The sequence below is a fragment of the Methanococcus maripaludis C5 genome (assembly GCF_000016125.1).
In the GTDB taxonomy this organism is placed as follows: domain Archaea; phylum AGJL01; class Methanococci; order Methanococcales; family Methanococcaceae; genus Methanococcus; species Methanococcus maripaludis_D.
In genome coordinates this window covers 930,368-949,651 of sequence record NC_009135.1, presented here as the reverse complement: position 1 = coordinate 949,651, position 19,284 = coordinate 930,368, and the positions used below count along the sequence as shown (strand labels likewise).

General features: G+C 32.3%; 23 protein-coding genes. 12 read left to right on the top strand and 11 right to left on the bottom strand.

The window, feature by feature from the left end; genetic code table 11:
- Window positions 1–72 precede the first annotated feature (72 nt).
- Window positions 73–471 carry a helix-turn-helix domain-containing protein gene (locus MMARC5_RS04950; RefSeq protein WP_011868735.1) on the top strand — a complete coding sequence of 133 codons (399 nt, stop codon included), beginning with the start codon at window positions 73–75 and terminating at the stop codon, window positions 469–471.
- A 178-nt stretch (window positions 472–649) separates the two neighbouring features.
- On the opposite strand, the gene feoB is transcribed toward MMARC5_RS04950, so the two are convergent.
- The 3 genes from feoB to MMARC5_RS04940 all read right to left on the bottom strand — a co-directional run bounded on the left by feoB (window position 650) and on the right by MMARC5_RS04940 (window position 3,061).
- Window positions 650–2,593 (bottom strand): ferrous iron transport protein B, encoded by a 1,944-nt coding sequence (gene feoB, locus MMARC5_RS04945; protein ID WP_011868734.1) that lies wholly within the window; start codon window positions 2,591–2,593, stop codon window positions 650–652.
- Window positions 2,586–2,768 (bottom strand): hypothetical protein, encoded by a 183-nt coding sequence (locus MMARC5_RS09655; RefSeq protein WP_155810372.1) that lies wholly within the window; start codon window positions 2,766–2,768, stop codon window positions 2,586–2,588. Before MMARC5_RS09655 ends, feoB begins: the two co-directional genes overlap by 8 nt.
- Window positions 2,769–2,854: 86 nt before the next feature.
- A complete protein-coding gene (locus tag MMARC5_RS04940; protein ID WP_048058476.1) occupies window positions 2,855–3,061 on the bottom strand; it encodes a FeoA family protein in 207 nt (68 codons plus the stop codon).
- A gap of 112 nt (window positions 3,062–3,173) precedes the next feature.
- Here MMARC5_RS04940 and MMARC5_RS04935 point away from each other — a divergent pair, with 112 nt between their 5' ends.
- From MMARC5_RS04935 to MMARC5_RS04895, 9 genes are all read left to right on the top strand, one after another.
- Entirely contained in the window at window positions 3,174–3,578 is a 405-nt protein-coding gene (locus MMARC5_RS04935; RefSeq protein WP_011868733.1) for a metal-dependent transcriptional regulator, read from the top strand.
- 165 nt (window positions 3,579–3,743) lie between these two features.
- Entirely contained in the window at window positions 3,744–4,901 is a 1,158-nt protein-coding gene (locus MMARC5_RS04930; RefSeq protein ID WP_011868732.1) for a hypothetical protein, read from the top strand.
- A gap of 105 nt (window positions 4,902–5,006) precedes the next feature.
- Window positions 5,007–5,591: a rubrerythrin gene (gene rbr / locus MMARC5_RS04925; protein ID WP_011868731.1), complete on the top strand. Its 585-nt coding sequence runs from the start codon at window positions 5,007–5,009 to the stop codon at window positions 5,589–5,591.
- Between the two features lie 137 nt (window positions 5,592–5,728).
- Window positions 5,729–6,922, top strand: a complete 1,194-nt coding sequence (locus MMARC5_RS04920; protein WP_011868730.1) for an ABC transporter permease — start codon at window positions 5,729–5,731, stop codon at window positions 6,920–6,922.
- A gap of 1 nt (window position 6,923) precedes the next feature.
- Entirely contained in the window at window positions 6,924–7,649 is a 726-nt protein-coding gene (locus tag MMARC5_RS04915; protein ID WP_011868729.1) for an ABC transporter ATP-binding protein, read from the top strand.
- Window positions 7,650–7,660: 11 nt separating this feature from the next.
- Window positions 7,661–8,122 (top strand): GbsR/MarR family transcriptional regulator, encoded by a 462-nt coding sequence (locus MMARC5_RS04910; RefSeq protein ID WP_011868728.1) that lies wholly within the window; start codon window positions 7,661–7,663, stop codon window positions 8,120–8,122.
- 111 nt (window positions 8,123–8,233) lie between these two features.
- Complete coding sequence (locus tag MMARC5_RS04905; protein WP_011868727.1) at window positions 8,234–9,466, top strand: COG1361 S-layer family protein; 1,233 nt, start codon at window positions 8,234–8,236, stop codon at window positions 9,464–9,466.
- A gap of 37 nt (window positions 9,467–9,503) precedes the next feature.
- Window positions 9,504–10,049 carry a winged helix-turn-helix domain-containing protein gene (locus tag MMARC5_RS04900; RefSeq protein WP_011868726.1) on the top strand — a complete coding sequence of 182 codons (546 nt, stop codon included), beginning with the start codon at window positions 9,504–9,506 and terminating at the stop codon, window positions 10,047–10,049.
- 110 nt (window positions 10,050–10,159) lie between these two features.
- Window positions 10,160–12,397 (top strand): beta-propeller domain-containing protein, encoded by a 2,238-nt coding sequence (locus MMARC5_RS04895; protein ID WP_011868725.1) that lies wholly within the window; start codon window positions 10,160–10,162, stop codon window positions 12,395–12,397.
- A gap of 92 nt (window positions 12,398–12,489) precedes the next feature.
- Here MMARC5_RS04895 and MMARC5_RS04890 read toward each other — a convergent pair whose 3' ends face one another.
- The 4 genes from MMARC5_RS04890 to MMARC5_RS04875 all read right to left on the bottom strand — a co-directional run bounded on the left by MMARC5_RS04890 (window position 12,490) and on the right by MMARC5_RS04875 (window position 14,436).
- Window positions 12,490–12,678, bottom strand: coding sequence for a 50S ribosomal protein L24e (locus tag MMARC5_RS04890; RefSeq protein ID WP_011170583.1), 189 nt, complete (start codon window positions 12,676–12,678; stop codon window positions 12,490–12,492).
- 19 nt (window positions 12,679–12,697) lie between these two features.
- Entirely contained in the window at window positions 12,698–12,928 is a 231-nt protein-coding gene (locus MMARC5_RS04885) for a 30S ribosomal protein S28e (protein ID WP_011868724.1), read from the bottom strand.
- Window positions 12,929–12,967: 39 nt separating this feature from the next.
- Window positions 12,968–13,321, bottom strand: coding sequence for a 50S ribosomal protein L7Ae (rpl7ae, locus tag MMARC5_RS04880; protein ID WP_048058475.1), 354 nt, complete (start codon window positions 13,319–13,321; stop codon window positions 12,968–12,970).
- A gap of 137 nt (window positions 13,322–13,458) precedes the next feature.
- Window positions 13,459–14,436 carry a methanogenesis marker 12 protein gene (locus MMARC5_RS04875; RefSeq protein ID WP_011868722.1) on the bottom strand — a complete coding sequence of 326 codons (978 nt, stop codon included), beginning with the start codon at window positions 14,434–14,436 and terminating at the stop codon, window positions 13,459–13,461.
- A gap of 138 nt (window positions 14,437–14,574) precedes the next feature.
- On the opposite strand from MMARC5_RS04875, the gene MMARC5_RS04870 reads away from it, so the two are divergent.
- On the top strand, window positions 14,575–15,588 hold the full coding sequence (locus MMARC5_RS04870) for a DUF354 domain-containing protein (RefSeq protein WP_011868721.1): 1,014 nt from the start codon (window positions 14,575–14,577) through the stop codon (window positions 15,586–15,588).
- Window position 15,589: 1 nt separating this feature from the next.
- Here MMARC5_RS04870 and MMARC5_RS04865 read toward each other — a convergent pair whose 3' ends face one another.
- Both MMARC5_RS04865 and MMARC5_RS04860 read right to left on the bottom strand, forming a co-directional pair.
- Window positions 15,590–16,465 carry a cation diffusion facilitator family transporter gene (locus tag MMARC5_RS04865; protein WP_011868720.1) on the bottom strand — a complete coding sequence of 292 codons (876 nt, stop codon included), beginning with the start codon at window positions 16,463–16,465 and terminating at the stop codon, window positions 15,590–15,592.
- A 16-nt stretch (window positions 16,466–16,481) separates the two neighbouring features.
- Window positions 16,482–17,426, bottom strand: coding sequence for a malate dehydrogenase (locus MMARC5_RS04860; RefSeq protein WP_011868719.1), 945 nt, complete (start codon window positions 17,424–17,426; stop codon window positions 16,482–16,484).
- Between the two features lie 213 nt (window positions 17,427–17,639).
- Here MMARC5_RS04860 and MMARC5_RS04855 point away from each other — a divergent pair, with 213 nt between their 5' ends.
- Window positions 17,640–17,840, top strand: a complete 201-nt coding sequence (locus MMARC5_RS04855; RefSeq protein ID WP_011868718.1) for a hypothetical protein — start codon at window positions 17,640–17,642, stop codon at window positions 17,838–17,840.
- Between the two features lies 1 nt (window position 17,841).
- On the opposite strand, the gene MMARC5_RS04850 is transcribed toward MMARC5_RS04855, so the two are convergent.
- A complete protein-coding gene (locus MMARC5_RS04850) occupies window positions 17,842–18,258 on the bottom strand; it encodes an archease (protein ID WP_011868717.1) in 417 nt (138 codons plus the stop codon).
- A gap of 3 nt (window positions 18,259–18,261) precedes the next feature.
- Window positions 18,262–19,275, bottom strand: coding sequence for an RNA 3'-terminal phosphate cyclase (gene rtcA, locus MMARC5_RS04845; RefSeq protein WP_011868716.1), 1,014 nt, complete (start codon window positions 19,273–19,275; stop codon window positions 18,262–18,264).
- Window positions 19,276–19,284: the final 9 nt, after the last annotated feature.

Here is a 19,284-nt window from a genome sequence, read left to right as displayed (position 1 = left end):
GGCCACTGTTTTTATATAACTATTAATCCAAATCCAAATAACATAATCCAACGAAATAAATACGGTGTCACTATGAGCAAAACTATCGAGAGTGTCGAAAAAACATTGATAGCCAACGTATCTTCACTGTTGTCGAGTGAAGTTCGGGCTAAAATATACATATTCTTAAGAATATACCCTGAAAGCACTGTGGATGAAATAGCGAAAGGTACGGGAATTTACCCTTCAACAATAAGGGAATCAATATTTGAAATGTACAATGAAGAATATGTAATAAGGAAAAAAATGGATAGGGATGGCCTTGGTAAAAAGCCTTACCTTTATTCAGCAATAGCACCTTTAGAATTAGTAAAATTGATTTCAGAATCAATAAAAGAAAAATTAAATGACTTGGTATCAGTTGACGAAAAAGTCAGCGGTAAACCTGTTGAAAGTACATTAAAAGTGGCCATTAAAATAGAATCCCACTAATTTTTCTTTTTCCATACAATTTTAATTTATTTTATAAGTTAAAAATTTTAATTTTTATGAATATATTAATATATTTAAATAAATAATTATATGATCAGAAATCTTATTTCAATCAGGTTTGTATAATATGTTTTATATGGAATTTTTAAATGATAATAAATTAAAAAAGTGAAATAAATTAAAATCCAAGCATTGTTCCGATATTGTATGTTATTATTCCAACAAGTGTTGCGAGTACTAAATTATAGCCTATTCCAAAGGCAGTCCATTTCAAACTTCTTGTTTCAAGGTAAAGTGTTGCAAGTGTTGCAAGGCACGGTATATAGAGTACTGAAACAAGCGTTAATACGAAAGCTTTTAATGGGCTGAATGCTGTTGAGATATTTTCAGGATACAAAATGCTAAAGCTTGAAACAACCAGTTCTTTTGCAAATATTCCAAATATAAGTGATATTGCAGCTCTCCAGTCGAGTCCCATATATTGTGTTACGTGTTCAATTATTTTTCCAACAACTGCAGCATAATTTGCATCAGGAGAAGGGTAATTTACAAAGCCATAGAATAAAATGGAACCTGCAGCAATAACAGTTCCTGCTTTTTTTAGAAATTCTTTGCTTTTTGCCCATGTCATTTTAATGATATTGTCCCAATCTGGAATCCTGTAAGGCGGTAATTCAAATATGTATTCTTCAGCTTCTCCTTTTATGAATTTACTTAACACATATGACACTATGAAGAGCATTGCAAATGTAATTGCAAGAATACTTAATGTAAAGAGTGCAGCATGTTCTATAAAGAAAAATGATGCGAAAAATCCAATTATTACAAATCTTGCAGAGCATGGAACAAGTGGTGTTACTAAAAGCGTAATTAATCTTTCTTTATGGCTTGAAATGAACCTTGTACCCATTAATGCTGGAACACTGCATCCAAAACCTGTAATCATTGGAATAAACGATTTTCCACTTAATCCCATTGTGGACATGACTGAGTGTGTTAATGCAGTAACTCTCGATAAGTAACCCGTATCTTCAAGAGTTGAAAGTGAAAACATTATTAAAAATACAATTGGGAAGAATTCGAGTACTCCACCGACTCCAGCAAGTAATCCATCGATAATCACTCCAGAAAATGATTCCGGAAGAATATTCATTAGGTAATTTCCAAGTATCTCAAAGAAAGATCCGATAAATCCTGAAAAAATGTCCCCTAACCCAAACACAAAATTATACATCGTGTAGAGTACTACACCAAATATCAAACTCCCGTAGACTGGGTGAATTACAATCGTGTCGATATCTTCATATAATTCGCTATTTACCATGACCCCTGCTAAAATTTCATCGCATTTTTTGTATCTCTGTTCTACAACGTAACTTTCCACATCGTGTTTTATTTCGTTTTCAATTTCAATTTTCAGGTCTTTTACAAATTTTATAAATTCGGGATATTTTGAAAATTTATTTACGACATCAGGGTCTTTTTCTAGAAGGGATATCGCAATCCATCTTTTTGGAAGCCGTGCATAGATTTCATCGAGTTTATATTGGCTATTTTCCAATTTATCGATTATTTTTTCGATAGTTTCTTCTAAAAGTGAAGAATATGTAATTTTTACTGGTTCTGTTGGCTTAAATTCATAAAGAGCATTTTTTAAATTATCAATTCCGATTTTATGTCTTCCAGAAGTTCTTATTACTGGAACGCCTAATTTTTCACTTAATTTTTGGTCATTTACATAAATTCCAAATTTTTCTGCTTCATCTATTAAATTTAAACATAAGATTGGACTTATTCCAAGTTCTAAAAGCTGTATCGTCAAATAAAGATTCCTGTTTATGTTTGGGGTGTCTATCACATCTATTACTGTAATTTTGCTATTTTCGACTATGTAGTCCCTTGCAATTTTTTGGTCTATTGAATCAGACATTAAGGAATATATTCCCGGTAAATCGACTACAACATAGTTTTCATTATTTTTTTTGAAGAATCCTTCCTTTTTTTCAACAGTAACGCCGGGCCAGTTTCCAATTCTCTGTTTCATTCCTGTCAAGTGGTTGAAAAGGGTAGTTTTTCCAACATTTGGCTGACCAAGTAGTGCAACAATATTCTTTTCATCCATCATCTTCACCAGTTTTATTCAGTATACACTTTCCTTTGCAGTTTTTCTTCTCGCTACAACATGAACAGCTAGCTTTCACTATATTTTTTGAAATTTTAACGAGAATGTTTTCAAGAAGACTTTCCTTTTTCTCTTTTTTTAAATTTTCCATATTAAACCACACAATGCTGTTCACATTTCACCTAGCTTAAATAATTTAAGCTAACTTAAATATTTTTTTGTAAATTAGTTTATGATTTTTTCTAAATAAATTTTTTTAAATTATTCTACAAAAATCGATTCTGCCATGTTTCGTCCAATGGCTACTTTCGAGTTTCCAACCCTAATAAGCACGGGGCCTCTGTCAGCTCGGGATATTAATGTTATTTTACAACCCGGAAGAATTCCAAGTTCATAAAATCTTCTACAATGTCCTTCAACCTTAACCACCAAGTATGAACCTGGGTCTTTGTGCAAAAGATTTTCCATATGACCACCAAAATTATATATACAAATTAATTAAGATAGATTAAATAATTTAACTTAACTTAAATTCTATAATATTTTTGAAACTATATATATTTTTTCATTTGGCGATAACATGGTATCACAAAATATTGAAGACTATCTTGAAAATATCTTTTTATTTATTCGAGAAAACAAAAGGCCAATAAAAACAACAGAACTTGCAAAATTAATGAATGTTCAGCCTGCCGCAGTAACTAGCATGGCTAAAAAGTTGCACGGTGACGGATTGATAGATTATCAGCCATATGTCGGAATAAATCTCAAAGAATCTGGCGAAAAAATTGCGAAAGAAACAATTCGAAAGCACAGGATTATTGAGTGTTTTTTAACTGAAATTTTAGGGCTTGATCTCGAGTTTGCACAAGAAGAAGCATGTAAAATAGAGCATGCAGTGTCGGACAAAACAATTGAAAAGTTATATGAATTTATAGATCGTCCAGAAAAGTGCCCTCATGGCTACAAAATAAATTTAAAGTAATTAATAGTTAAACTTTTTTTTGAAATAATTTATAATTTAGACTTTTTTAACATTAAATTTCCAAAAAAACTAAATCATAACGGTTAAATATTTTCTAGCACTACATCTCATAGAAAATTGTCTGATTTTTATTTTAATGTTAATCTTAATTCGAAGGTGCAGCTCATGGCCGGAAGTATTAATGATGAAGAAATTCAACAAAACATTTTAAAGCATATCTACAAAATAAACAGCAGGGATAACGATGCATTTCTGTCTTGTGAAATATTTAAGGAAGAATTATCTCTAGAACGGGCAGATTTGTATCGAAATATCGATATATTGAAGCAAAAAGGATTTATTGATATGGGAAATAATCCTGAATTAAATGGGTATTCAATAAAATTATCTGAAAAAGGAATGGATACTTTCGAAAATCCTAAATTTACAAGGGAAGAAATTGAAAAAGCGTATAAAACATTTAAAATATACGCTGAAGAAGTAACAAACGCTTCTTACGATACTTATACAAAATCACTGGCTGCATTTTTAAATTACTGTAAAGATAATGAAGTTTTAGACTTTGTGATATTTAAATTCAATTTAATTGAAAGGGATTTTGAAAAATGGTATGATAATTTCTTAAATTCGAAATTGCACGCACATACACTCCCTCTGGATGATGACGAAAAAATTTCAATAATTTACAAATTTTTAAATGAAATTAATTCAGGAAAGATTAAAATTTCAGAATTTGTAAAATCCGCCTACAAAATTTCTGGAAAAACTGAAAAAACGATTAATAAATTTAACCAAAACATATTTTCGCACTTTGTGAGTGGAATTGATATAAGGCTCAAAAAATTAATGAGTAAAGTTAAAAGCGTTCCTGAAAACAATGAAAAAGAAGTTATTAAACAGGAAGAATTACCAAAAGTTTCAAAAATTGAGGTAATTGATTCGGATATAGTTACTTCCAAAAGAAGAATTGAAAAATTTGAAAAGGATACTAAAGTTGTGATACGCCCTTCAGAAGTAATTGACGGGGATGCCGTAAGTAGAAAACTCTCAAAAAATAGCTACAACATGGATAATCTGGAAAAAGTATTATTAAAACTTTCAGAAGAGCTTAGGGACGAAAACAGGTCTGTTGCAGCAATATCTGCCGTATACATACTTTCAAAAAACGTGGATTCGACAGACTTAACTGAATGCATGGAACTGTTAAAAGAAGCAGTATCTACAGAACCCTGCTTAAAAGAAAGATTTAAAGATATTGCAATGGCTTCAAGCATTGAAATAGCAAATACAGGTATAATTAAAGGAATACTCACACTTTTTTAATTTCGATTTTTAAATAACCCCTAATTCTTTTTCAATGATTTAAATCTATAAAAAATATATAAAATGAAGTTTATAAATTAATGCAAGGTAAACGAGGTGGATGCTTTGCAAAAAACAATCGAAAATCTTTCAAAATCATTTATTGGGGAAAGTCAGGCTAGAAATAGATATACAATCTACGCAAAGATAGCTCAAAAAGAAGGCTATGAAAAAATAGCTGAAATATTTACAATGACTGCAGAACAAGAGCGAGAGCATGCGAAATGGTTATTTAGATTAATCGATTCGCTTAAAAAAGACAATGGCAACCCTGCTGAAATCATAATCGATGGAGCAGCCGTTCCAACCGCATATGGAACAACAATAGAAAATTTAAAGGAAGCTGCATCTGGGGAAAATTACGAACATACAGAAATGTATCCAGAATTTGCAAAAATAGCAAAAGAAGAAGGATTAACAGAAATTTCAGATAGACTTCTTGCGATTGCTGAAGCTGAAAAACACCACGAACAAAGGTACAAAAAATTAATTGAGCAAATTGAAAAAGATTCAATGTTCAAAAAAGATGAAGAGATATACTGGACCTGTAGAAAGTGCGGATACTTAGTAAAAGACAAAAATGCGCCAGTTGAATGCCCTTCATGCGGACACCCGACAGCTTACTTTGAAAAGCAATGCGAAGAATATTAAACCTTTTTTTAACTTTTTAAGATATTTTTTAAATTTAATTCAAAAAGAATATAAATTACAATATTCCCAAGTTTATTAAGAACTAAACTAAGTAAACTATTTTTTATCAAATTTCAACGGATCTCCGGTGAAAATCAATGAAACTAAAGGATATAGTTTCTTTTGCGGGAAGAAACATAACTCAAAAAAAGACGCAGAGTCTTTTAACGATAATTGGTATTGTTATAGGTATTTTGGCAATTGTAAGTCTTATTTCTTTAGGGTATGGTGTTCAAAATTATATTACTGAAGAAATATCCAAAGCAGGAGCCAGCGTTATTACAATATACCCTTCACAGCAGATTACAAGCATTGCAATGTCCAAAAATTTTAACGATAGGGATTTAAGGGCTGTAGAAAATGTAAGGGGTGTTGATGTTTTATTGTACGGCTGGTTTGGGGGGGCCCTTGTAACATACAATGATCAGGAATACTACTCAAGCGTTTTTGCAACAAAAGCATCAATATACCAGATATTTTTCACTGAAGCTTATGGATATGAGCTTGAAAAAGGTAGATGGATGAAAGACAGTGATACATACACATGTGTGATCGGAAACAGCCTATCACACGATACATTCGATAGGGAAATAGATCTTGGGGATAAAATTGAAATTAACGACAAAAAATATAAGGTAGTGGGCGTTTTAGAACCTCTTGGAAACCCTGATGATGATAATTCTATTGTAATTCCATACGAAGCAGCTTCAGAAGTTTTCGATGTAACGGATGAGTACAATGTATTCATGGTTAAGATAAGGGATGGTGAAAATGTTGCCAAAGTTGCAGAAGAAATCGAAAAGGAACTCGAAGATTCAAGGGGGGACGAAAACTTTTCAGTTTTAACTTCAGAACAGCTTGCCGAGTCAATTAATAGTATTTTTAGTGTTTTAACAATATTCTTGGTTGGTGTTGCAGGGATTTCATTACTCGTGGGTGCTGTTGGGATTTCAAACACGATGCACATGAGTATTTTGGAAAGAAGAAAAGATATTGGAATTTTAAAAGCACTTGGTGCCGAAAATAACACGATACTTTCAATATTCGTTGTCGAAGCTGGATTTTTAGGGCTTTTCGGCGGAATTATCGGGACAATTCTTGGAATATTAATTGCAAAGGGTATTGAATACATTGCAGAAATTTCAGGTTATGGATTAATCAGGGCATGGATTTCATGGGAATTGATTATAGGAGTTTTAATATTTTCATTTGTGGTCGGAATTTTAAGTGGCTACTTCCCTGCAAGAAGCGGTGCAAAATTAAACCCTGTTGATACTTTGAGAGGGGAATAATATGGCTTTAATTGAAACAAAGAATGTAATCAAGACGTATGGTATTGGCGAAGCTAAATCAAATGTATTGAAGGGTATTAATTTAAAAATTGAAGAAGGAGAATTTGTAATGATCATGGGCCCGAGTGGTTGTGGAAAATCCACTTTAATGAATATTTTGGGTCTTTTAGATGTTCCCTCAAAGGGTGATGTTTACATAAAAGGTAAAAAAACCACAAAAATGAACGAAAACGAACGTGCAGTATTCAGGCGAAAAATTAGTGGATTTATATTCCAGCAATTTCACTTAATTGGTACATTGACGGCTTTAGGAAATGTTGAACTTCCGATGACTCTGGATGGGAAAGATGAACATTTAAGGAGAAAGCGAGCCAAAGAACTATTGAGTATCGTCGGGCTCAGTGAGCGGGAAAATTATAAACCCTCTCAACTCTCAGGTGGTCAGCAGCAAAGAGTCGCAATTGCAAGATCTCTTTCAAATAATCCAAAAGTACTGTTTGCAGATGAACCTACTGGAAATCTTGACAGTAAAAGCGGTAAACAGGTAATGGAGATACTTGAAAATTTACATTCCGAAGGAATGACTGTTATTATGGTTACACATGACAATTACATGATAAAATATGCTACAAAAGTCATCCGAATGAAAGATGGGGAAATCCTTGAAATTGATCGAGTTAAGGATGGCGAAGTTTTAGAAACTGAAGTTATTAAAAAAGAGGAATAGGTGCTAAAAAAATGGTAAAACGTTATCTGGATGAGGAAGATGCATTCATTGAACAGTTTGGCCAGTTTTTTGAATCCACAACTGCATTTCCACGAATCGCAGGCAGGATTTTTGCCTATCTTTTGATATGCGATCCACCTTACACAACTGCAAAACATCTCATTGAAAGATTAAATGTCTCAAAGAGTTCGGTAAGCAATATGATCAAATTATTATTGAAAACCAAACTTATAGGGCAGATTAGCTTTCCAGGTGAGAGAGAAAGATATTATCAAGTTAAAGACAACTGTTTAGAGTCAATTTTAACAAACGAACTTCAAGCAGTATCTAAAATACGTGTAATCTTAAATGATGGTAAAAATTTACTGGATGAGGAAGATTCAAAACTTTCAAATCGGATAATTCAGTTAGATCGGGTTTATGGAATAATTGAGGAAGAAATTCCAATAATTTTGAAAAAATATCGGGAATAATCATAAAACTAAACTGGTTGGTGGAAAAATGTAGCGTTAATTTTAATTAATTTGATGTAGGAATAATTTTGTTAAATATTATCCAACCTAAAACATAAAAAGAGTGATATAATGGGACTTTTGAGTAAGTCTGGACTATTATTACTTGCATTTGTATTAATAACGAGTTCTTATGCGCTATCTGTGGACGATCCGCAGTATGAGGTAGATAATTCTGAGTTTGGAGAAACAAATCCAAACGTGATACATCCGGGGGATGATGTAAACATTTGGATAAAGATAGTTAACGACAACTACGATAAACAGTTAAAAGACATCAAAGTCGAAATAAGTCCGCATTATCCATTTGAAATAAAACAGGTGAACCCTGAAACAGGTATTGCTAAAATTTCACATCTTAACGAGGGTGAAAGTGATACCGCATACTTTAAAATACATGTAAGCGAGAATGCACCTTCTGACGAGTACAGAATTGATGTTACAGTAACTGCAACTGAATATGATCCCAATGACGATGCAAATGAAAAGCAGAAATCAGTAACAAAAATATATTACGTCCCAATATACGGAATTGCTAAATTTGAAATTAATTTAGACGATACCACTCCAATAAACCCTTCAGAATCCGAAGAACTTGAAATTTATATCAAAAATCAAGGAACTGGAACTGCAAAGTATCTGACTTTAAATTTGGCTGGAACAAGCGATCTAAACATTGTTGGACCAACAACATTCTATCTGGAATCATTAAGTCCACAAACTCAAAAATTAATAACCGTTGATGCATACGCAATTCCAACAACCGAAGATGGAATTTATTCCATAAATGCAAATATTGAATGGGTTGGGGAAGACGGAGCAGAATATACTTCATCAATTCCGATAAATCTAAAAGTAAAAAGTACAATTTTTGACAACCAGCCGTTTTTATATCTTGATGGTGTACAACCGATTTCTGGAGGTCAAGAAGTAACAATTGCGCTTGCAAACAGGGGAACTTCGAAATTGAAGCACTGCGTACTTGAAATTGATGGTGCAGTTGAATTAAACGATAATTACATTCGATATATCGGCGATTTAGAAGAAGATGATTCTGATTCAGGAATATATGAATTGGAAATATTTGGGGATTCAAAAACAAATATCACTGCAACTTTGACATACTTTAACGAATACCACGAAGAATTTACCATTAAACAGGAATTCGAACTCGATCCCGCTAACAGCCAGGTAAAACAGGAAGGAACCAATTACTCATTTATTGGAATAATTGTCGTTGTAGCAGTTGTTGCGTACATTTTATATAGAAGATGGAAAAAGAGAAAAGATTCTGAAGAAGAATAATAAAATATTTTTTTCTTAAATTTTTAAGTGGTTGAGCATGACTGGACTTGAAGTTAACAAAAAATTTTTAAAAGCACTATCCTCGCATTCAAGAATATCTATTTTAAAAGCACTCGGAAATAAAAACTACACGGTAACTGAGCTTTCGAAGAGATTGAAATTATCCAAATCAACAGTACATGAACATTTATCAATACTGGTTGATGGAGAACTTGTAAAAAAGAATGAAAATGGAAGAAAATGGGTATATTATGGATTGACGGAAAAAGGACATTATTTAATTAGAAATGATCTTGAAAAAATGATAATATTGTTCCCAATGTCTGTAATTGTATTTTTAAGCGGTTTGTACAGTATATTGTTTATTAGATTTGGAAACGAAATGCAGTTAATGGATTCAGCGGTTTTGGCCACAAATGAGGCTTTAAAAGTTTCAGAATTTGATATGGCAGCTTCCGGAATTTCTGAATCAGTAAATGCCGTTAATTCTGATTTAAATGTTTTAATTGGTGTAGGATTGATTTTATTAAGTTTACTTATTGCATATCACATAATTTCGAAAATAACATACAAATCCAACTAATTATTTTTTTTATTTTCAATTAAAAAATGTTCGGAACTCACCGAACGATTTAAAAACTATTTTTAAGGTTTACCACACAGTATTTATTATGAAAATAAACGGTGATTTTTATGAATCGCAATATAATTATTATTTTGGGGCTACTTTTAGTAACCTCTGCAGTTTTTTTAACCTATAATCCGAAAGATAATTCTGGAATAAGTTATACGGGGGATTTTAATGTAGTTCCTGCAAATTCTGAAGAAAATTTTAATAATTTTGTAAAACAACTATCAGATTCTGGGTATTATTATGGTAGTAGTAATATTGCAGTAAAAGATTATGCTGTAACGTCTGAGATTGCTTACGATACTGATTCAGTAGCACAGGGATATTCTGAAGAGCGATATTCGGAGACAAATGTTCAGGTAGTTGGCGTAGATGAAGCTGATATTGTAAAAACAAATGGTGAACTTATATTTTATACAACACAAGGTCCAACTTGGAGTAGTTATTGGGGACAGGTTACCTATGCAATTGATGCAGTACCTGCCGAAACTGCCCAAATAATTGGAAATATCTCTGAAGGTGGAAATCTCTATCTTGACGGAAATAATTTAATTGTAATTACCTATGAAGGAATTAAAAATTACAACATTTCAGATCCAAAATCGCCTGAATTAATATGGGCAAAGGATTTAAACGGATCATACGTTGATTCGAGATTAATTGATGGTGAATTATACTTAATAGTTCAGGAATATGGAATAAATGGGCCAATAATATGGAATGGTGTTAAAATTGGATATGAAAGTATATACATTCCAGTAATTCCTGATATCATGTACCCGAGCTTTGAATCGACATACATTATTTCGTCAATGGATGTTGAAAGCGGAGATATTGAAAACACGGTTGCATTGGTAGGTTCATACAGTAACACGGTCTATGTTTCAGAAGAAAACATGTATTTTGCTTATGAACTCGATTATAATGAAGATAAACTGATAATGAAGTTTGTAAGTGAAAATAGTGATAAATATTTCCCGAAAGAAGTAGCTGACAAACTTGATCGGGTATTTTCAAATACTGATTTTGGGGACAGTGCAAAATATGTTGAAATGACTGAAATTCTTGAAGATTACCTAAAAACACTATCTTCAGAAGAAATGAATAATTTGGAAAATGAAATTGAAAATGATTATGAAATTTATTTGAAAGATCACTGGGAAGAACTTGAAGGAACCGGTATTGCAAAAATAAGTCTCGATGATTTTGAATTAACAAGCGGAAAAGTTCCAGGAACCATTTTAAACAGCTTTTCGATGGACGAATATACTGGAAACTTAAGAATTGCAACAACAATTGGAAACGACTGGAGATACAATGACATACAAACAAATAACATCTATGTATTCGACGAAAACATGGAAATCATTGGAAAAGTAACAGGCCTTGAAGAGGGGGAAAGAATATATTCTGCAAGGTTTATTGGCGACAAAGCATACGTTGTAACCTATAAAGAAACCGATCCTTTACTTGTAATTGATTTAGGGGATCCGATAAATCCAGAAGTTCTCGGTGAATTAAAAATTCCAGGATATTCTACTTATTTGCATCCAATTGGAGATAATAACTTAATTGGAATTGGAAAAGATGACTCAAATATGGTAAAAATTTCATTATTTGACATATCTGACTTTGAAAACCCAAAAGAACTTTCAAAATATTCATTAAACGAATACTGGTCAACTGCACTCTACGAACATCACGCATTTTTGTGGGATTCTGAAAAAGAAATACTTGTACTTCCAGCTGGAAGCCACGCATATGCTTTAGAAGTTAAAGAAAGCGGAATTACAATGGTCAAAGATGATGTTTTCAAAGACTACGGTGTTTTAAGGTCATTATATATTGGAGATTACCTCTACACATTTTCAAACTATGAAATACACGTAATCGATGAAAATACCTGGGAAACCGTAAAAACAATTAATTTACCAAAATATGAATATCCTTATTATGAACCTTACATTGAATTAGTTGAAGATACTTCAGACGTTGAGGTGGAAACTACTGAAGAAAATATGGTTATCGGGGAAAATATGACTATAAAACTTGATGAAAACCCGACAACAGGATATACTTGGAATTATTCAATAAGTGATAAAAATAAAATAGAATTATTGTTCGATGAATATATTCAAGATGACGTAGAAGACGGTATTGTTGGTGCAGGTGGAGTTCACGAGTGGACTTTTAATGCAACCGAATCAGGAGAAGTCGAAATAAAATTTGATTACTACCGTTCATGGGACGGAATTGATGGTTCCTCAAGCACAAAAGTCTATAAAATAACAGTTGAATAATCAAAGAATTCATTTCTTTTTTTTAAATTTTTAAAACATTTTTAAAAAAGCTAATTTTAATTTAAAACAGATATTAAAAAGATTTGGAGGATTTATTGTCCTCTGTTAATTCTTTTGAAAGTGTTAGTCCATTTTAATTTCCTTCCAACTCTTCCGAGTTTGAAGTTCTTTTCACACTTTGATGAACAGAAGTGCATAACTGAACCGTCTTTTTTAACGTATTTTTTTCCGCATCCAGGTTCAATTGTGCCTTCACAAAAGCTACATGTTTTCCATTCCATTGTAATCACCTAGCGGGAATTATTTTCTTCTTTTACCGAGTTGTTTTGCTTCTCTTTCGGTTTCTCTTAACATGATAAGGTCGCCTAATTTAACAGGCCCTTTTACGTTTCTTGTTAAGATCCTTCCTGTGTCTTTTCCACCTAAGATTTTGCATCTTACTTGGAAAATTTCACCAGTAACTCCTGTTCTTCCGTTAATTTGGATAACTTCAGCAGCTACTGCTTCCTGGTATACCATATCATCAGCCATTTAAATCACCTGATTTTATTTAATAGTTAGCTGCTAAAATTATGCTTTTAATCCATTTAATTTTTCAACTAAATCTTTTAATTCGTCAGCGTTTCCTTCAGCAACAACTGCAATAGCTGATGTAGGTACTTCTAAACCAGCAGCTTTTCCTAAAGCTTCTTTTGTTGAACTGTATGAGTATGCAATTCCTTTTTCGTCGCAGATTACTGGAATGTGTGCAACGATTTCTTCAGGTTGTACATCTTGTGCGATTACAACTAATTTTGCAATTCCTTTTTCAACTGCTTTTGTAACTTCGTTAGCGCCTTTTTTGATTTTTTCAGCGTTAGCAACTACTTCTGCAGTTTTTTCTTCGAGTTCTTGTGATATTTCAAATTTAACATATACAGCCATATTATGACCTCCTTCATCACTTAAAAAAATTTTTTTATCCGGATGGCGCCCACTCATATCATCATGGTGTTAAAAGAGCGGCAACTACCCTATATCGAAAAGTGGTATATAATAGTTATGGTGTAAAGTCTAAAAATTTAAAAATCAACAGGTATTCCAAGAATATCTTTTTTACCATTCAAAATATCTTCTGCAATCATTGCACTACCGATTGCACCACTTTCTTCATTTAAAACAAGAACGTTTCCGTCGATATTTTCTTTTATCATTTCAGAAACGTTTGGATTTTCCCAGATTCCAATGGATCCTGCAAGAATTACATTTTTATCGGGAGTTAAAAACATCAAAGAATTTATTTCCATTGAAACACTTAAAACAAGTGAATCAACTGCAAGTTTGCATTTTTCATTATTTTTGTAGTTACTCATAATTTCAAATTTTGTATCTTCGACTCCTTTGTAGGATTCTGTAACTTTAACGACTCCTGCTTTTGAAAAAGCTTCATTTGCAGTGATTTTTTTTGCATCGATATTTCTAATTAATTCTAGATCGAGGGGCCCATGTAATATTCCAACAGCACCAACGCATGCATCAAATCCGCCAAATATTTTTCCATTTTTTATCAAAAGTGTAACTGTGTTTGAAGAAATGTCTGAAAGGATGAAATTCTCAAAGCCAAATGTTTTGTAAGCATTGTAGCAGATTGATATTTTTTCTGGAGATGCGATATGTGAAAAAAGAGCGTTGAATCTTTCATCCATACTTTTTACATCTTTATGTAGTCCAGGAATAACAACTGCAGGAATATTTGATGATTTTATTTCATCATACACCCTAGTTCCGCCACCAACCTTTTTTCCAATTCCTTCAAGGTTGATTACTCCCCTATTATCAACTTTTTTTATATCGGTTATATTATCTATTCCATCTCCCATCGAGTAGCATACGCCCATCAAGTCGATGTCATTTAAATTAACATGTTTTTCAAGTTCTTTTAAAAAAGAATTTTCGTTAATTTCGGTTCTTTTCATCTTAAAAATAGATTTTACAGTTTTGTTTTCCATCACACATGCGGTAATTCCCGATGTGCCGTGATCAATCCCTACAACAATCATAATATCCCATACAAAAGATAATAAATTTCAAATACCAATAGTTATATATAAAACAGTGCTACTTTATTAAGAACTTTTTGATTTAACATTATTACTAAATAATTATTTTAGTGATCCAGTAAATATATTGGTGATTTTATGGACGTATGGATCGATTTAACAAATTCCCCGCATATTCATTATTTCTCGCAGTTAATAGATAAGTTCAATCGCGAAGGAATTGAATACTACCTAACTGCAAGAAAATTTCAAAGTTTAGAAGATTTAATCGATATTTATGGTTATGATTATATTTCTGTTGGAAACCATGCGGATTCGCTAGAAGAAAAGCTTATAAATTCTTCAAAAAGGGTAATTGAACTTACAAAAATTGCAAAGAAGTTGGACCCAAAAATTGCAATTGCAAAACACTCAGTAGAGCTTCCAAGAGTATCATTTGGAATGAATATCCATTCAATATTTGTTTTAGACAATGAACATGCAAGTGCACAGAACAGGTTAACAGTTCCGCTCGTAAACGACGTAATCTGTCCGGAAGGTACAAAGTCAGTTTTAAACGGAAGTTCATTTGGAAAATATATTGACTCTTTTGAGGGAACATGCGAAGTTTCTAATGTTAATTCGAGGTTGAATTCCTCATTTTCAATTGATGAATCGATAAAGGAAAAATTAAATATCGATGAATCACTGCCATTAACAATAATGAGGCCAAGACCTAATTCTTCGTACTGCAATGGTAAAAAAGACATTATTCCCATGATAATCGAGAAATTAAAAAGTCAAATGGACTGTAATATCGTTGCATTTCCAAGGGATGAAGAGCAACGGGAAAAATACGTATCAATGGGTGTAATTGTTCCAAAAACAATCGATGCAATATCCTTATTATATTATTCAGATGCAATGATTGGCGCTGGCGGAACAATGAACCGTGAAGCAGCAGTTTTGGGAGTTCCAACGATTTCATGCTATCCAGAAAAGCTTTTGGGTGTTGATAACTACTTAATTGATAAAGAAAGAATGATTCATACAAGAGAATTAGATGAAATTGTAACTCACGTGATGGACAATATTGGAAAAAGAAACAACGGAATAACTTTAGAAGATCCAACCGAGTTAATGTTCGAAAAAATTGTCGGAAGTTTAAGTTAAATTATTTTAAATACGGGTTCACGTGAACCATACAGTGTTTTACTTTTTTTATTTTACGTTCAATTTGTGAATGGACATTTTCTGAAATGGTATGTGCGTCAATTAATGATAAATCTTTATTAACTGAAATTTCAACATCAACGTAGATTTTGTTTGAATGAATTCTCGTTTTTAATTCATCAATTCTCAAAACGCCGTCAACAGAAAGAATTATTTTTTTAATTTCTTCAATAGTTTCGGAATCTGCGGCCCTATCAAGAAGTTGATTCAATGCTTCGTAGTATATCTCAAACGCCATTTTTGCAATGAATAATGAAATTAATATCGATGCAAGAGGATCAAGTATTGGATATCCAAGCCGTGCACCAACGACACCAATAAGTGTTCCAATTGATGAAAATGCATCAGATCTATGATGGCAGGCATCAGCAAGCAATGCTGAACTTTCAATTTGTTCAGCACCCCTTTTAGTGTATCTATACATCCATTCTTTTGTAAAAATAGAAATTATTGCAGCAATTATGGTTATATCTTCAGGAATTTGATAATTTCCTCGAAGAATTGTGGTTAATCCGCAGTAAAAAATCATTAAAGCAGTTCCAAATAAGATTACTGCTAAAATTTTCGTCAGAGCAGGTTCTATTCGTTCGTGACCGTAAGGGTGGGATTCATCTGCAGGTTTTTCTGAAAGTTTTAATCCTAGAATCACTACAAAAGTGCTCAATATATCGGAAAATGAATGCATTCCGTCTGCAATCAAAGCATTACTTCTTCCAAATACTCCGGCAAGTATTTTTAAGATAGATAATCCGATATTTGCAACAATCGTAATTTTGGAAATCTTATTTCCAATAGTTAATCTTTCAGAAACTTCCACAGTATCGTCTCATTCCTTAAATAGATTCAATCTGTTTACAATATCCTTTTACAAGTTCAAAAGATTTTTTAAATCCTTCGATTTCATTATCATCTATTTTTATGGGGATTACTTCTTCAATTCCGTGTTTACCCACTTTTACTGGAACTCCAATACAGGAACCTCCATCAATACCTTCAATTTCATCTTCAATGTAAGCAGAAAGAGTTAAAAGCCGTTTTTCGTCATGTGCAATACACCTTACGATATTTACAATTGCAGACGCTGGCCCGTATTCTGAACCATTTTTTAAATCAATGATTTCTTTTCCATAACCTTTAATTTTTTCAAGGATTTCGTCATACGGAAAATTTTCGTATTTTGGTAATCTTTTAATTGGAATTCCGCCTGCTGCAGTTGCACTGAGTAGTGGAACCATACTGTCGCCATGTTCTCCGATAATTCTCGTTCTAACATCATCAATATGAACTTCAAAGTATTTTGCAACCGCAACTTTAAATCGCATGGAATCAAGGTGCGTTCCAAGGCCGAAAACCTGATTTTTTTCATACCCGCTTTCAATAAATGCTTTGTAAGTCATCATGTCAACAGGATTTGAAACCATGAATATTTTAGTATCTCCTGCATTTGCGATTTTTTTTGCATAATTTTTTATAATCTTTGCATTTTCACGCATTAAATCAATTCTAGACATATCTCCGGTTCTCGCCATACCTGCGGTAATTATGGTAATATCCGAGGTTCCGGTACAGGATAAATCATCATCACTACAGATCTGAATCTTGGTATCCTGACCTGCTGCCGCCATGGCATCATAAAGGTCCATTTTAAGCCCTTTTAACTTGTTTATGGAACTATTTCTGGCAATTAAATTAATATTTTTTATGTAGCTTTCCTTTGCTAAAAGCAATGATAAAACACTCCCGATTTTGCCGGATGCCCCGATAATTGATACTTCCATAGCTTCACCCTTGCTGTTAAAAACAATTCCTATATCGTCATCTATACATATATATCTAACCGAATGTAACGATTCATTGATACTATTTTTTAGGGAAATTTATATATATCATAATAATATATTTAAAATTAGTATTATTGAAAGCATAAATTATTAAAATTAATATTACAAACATATAATTAATTATTATGGACGACTTTAAGGATGATTTTTATGGATTTTGAAAATGATAATAAAATGGATAAGATGGCAGTTGAAATGCTATTGAAAGCTCCGTTAATGTCAAAAGAAGAACTGGATGAAACCATATTTACTTTAAGAAAAATGGCAATTAAAAAATCAGGACGAAGAAATGCAAGGTATACTATGGATTCATGGGCAGATATTGCATATGATCTATCTATGAAATGTTAAATTATAAGTCTACAATAAACTGTGTTTTCCAGCAGTTTTCATTATTTATTATTTCCATTTTATGGTACGTAATCGCCTTTACTTCTTCTTTTGGTTCGTATTTGTCTTTTGAATATATGTCTCCAATAGCAGTACAGCTTAATTCATAACACTCATTTTTTTCAATTTTTACGTCAAACTCTGAAAATATTAACAGCTCAGAATCATGGAGTATCAAAAGTTCTGTTAAGAAGTCGTATAAAAGCCCAAAAAGGTCTTCGGAAATAATGTTAAATGAATGCTTTTCTACTTTTTCAATTGAATCAATGTCAACCATAATATTTGATAAGGCTCTTGCCGAATTTTCAAAAGATTCTTCCAGATTTTTTCCAAATGCGATTATTCCAATATCTGCAGTAGTTTCAAAATAGTTATACATAATTTAAACACCTTTAGTCGATATCACGTATCCTTTTGCATTATCTTTCGAGTATTCTTCGATATTAAACTTAACGTCAAAGAATTTTTCAACCACGTAAATATTTGTTAGAGTATGGTTTGTAATTTTCGAAACACCTATTTTAATATCTGAAAATGGCATAAATGGAATTATTTGGTCAGCTAAATGTGAATCTATCGCCATTTTTGTACCTAACTCTTCAAGTAAGTCTTCAGATGCAATTTTTCCAACAGTTTCTGATAAAAGCCCCTTTTTTCCAAGACAATCTGAACCAATATATTTGTTGAATAAAAATATTCCAACACCCGTACTTTTTCCTTCTCTGTTTTCAAGCTTGATTTCAGGACAAAATCCTTTATTTAGTAATATATCGCTTGCAGATTTTCTTATTCTTTTTGAAATATTTTCATCGAGGTCCTGGTTAAAAACAACTCCTTTAATTTCGATATTTTTATTTTCGATTAATTCCAATGGAACAATTTTTGAAGGTTTTAATGATATTTTAACAATTCCGCCACCTTCTGGGAAGAATCCGCGTTCAATAATGTTTATTTCAGAATTAATCCCAATATTTTCTAAAAATTTCAATGTTATCTTCTTAATATAATCAATTGGTGGTGAAAATTCAACATTCGTTCCACCAATTAGTGTAATTTCGATATTTTTATTAATTGCAAGACACATGGGGAGTATTGATTGAATAACAAGCGAAATGCTTCCAGCAGTTTTAATATCTATCTCAAAATTTTTAGCAGTAATATCTTCAGGATAAAAAATCAATGTTTCAGAGCCTTTTAAAAGACCCTCAACGTTTGCATTACAGATTTTTGAAACTGCCTCAACGCAGGCAATATGCTGGTTTGAAAGGCCAGGATTTTTTCTATTTTTTCGAATATTAATGATTTTAACTGGTTTTTTAGTTATTGCAGAAAGAGAAATTGCGGTTCTTACAATCTGTCCTCCACCTTCGAGATAACTTCCATCAATTGTAATCATAAATATTCT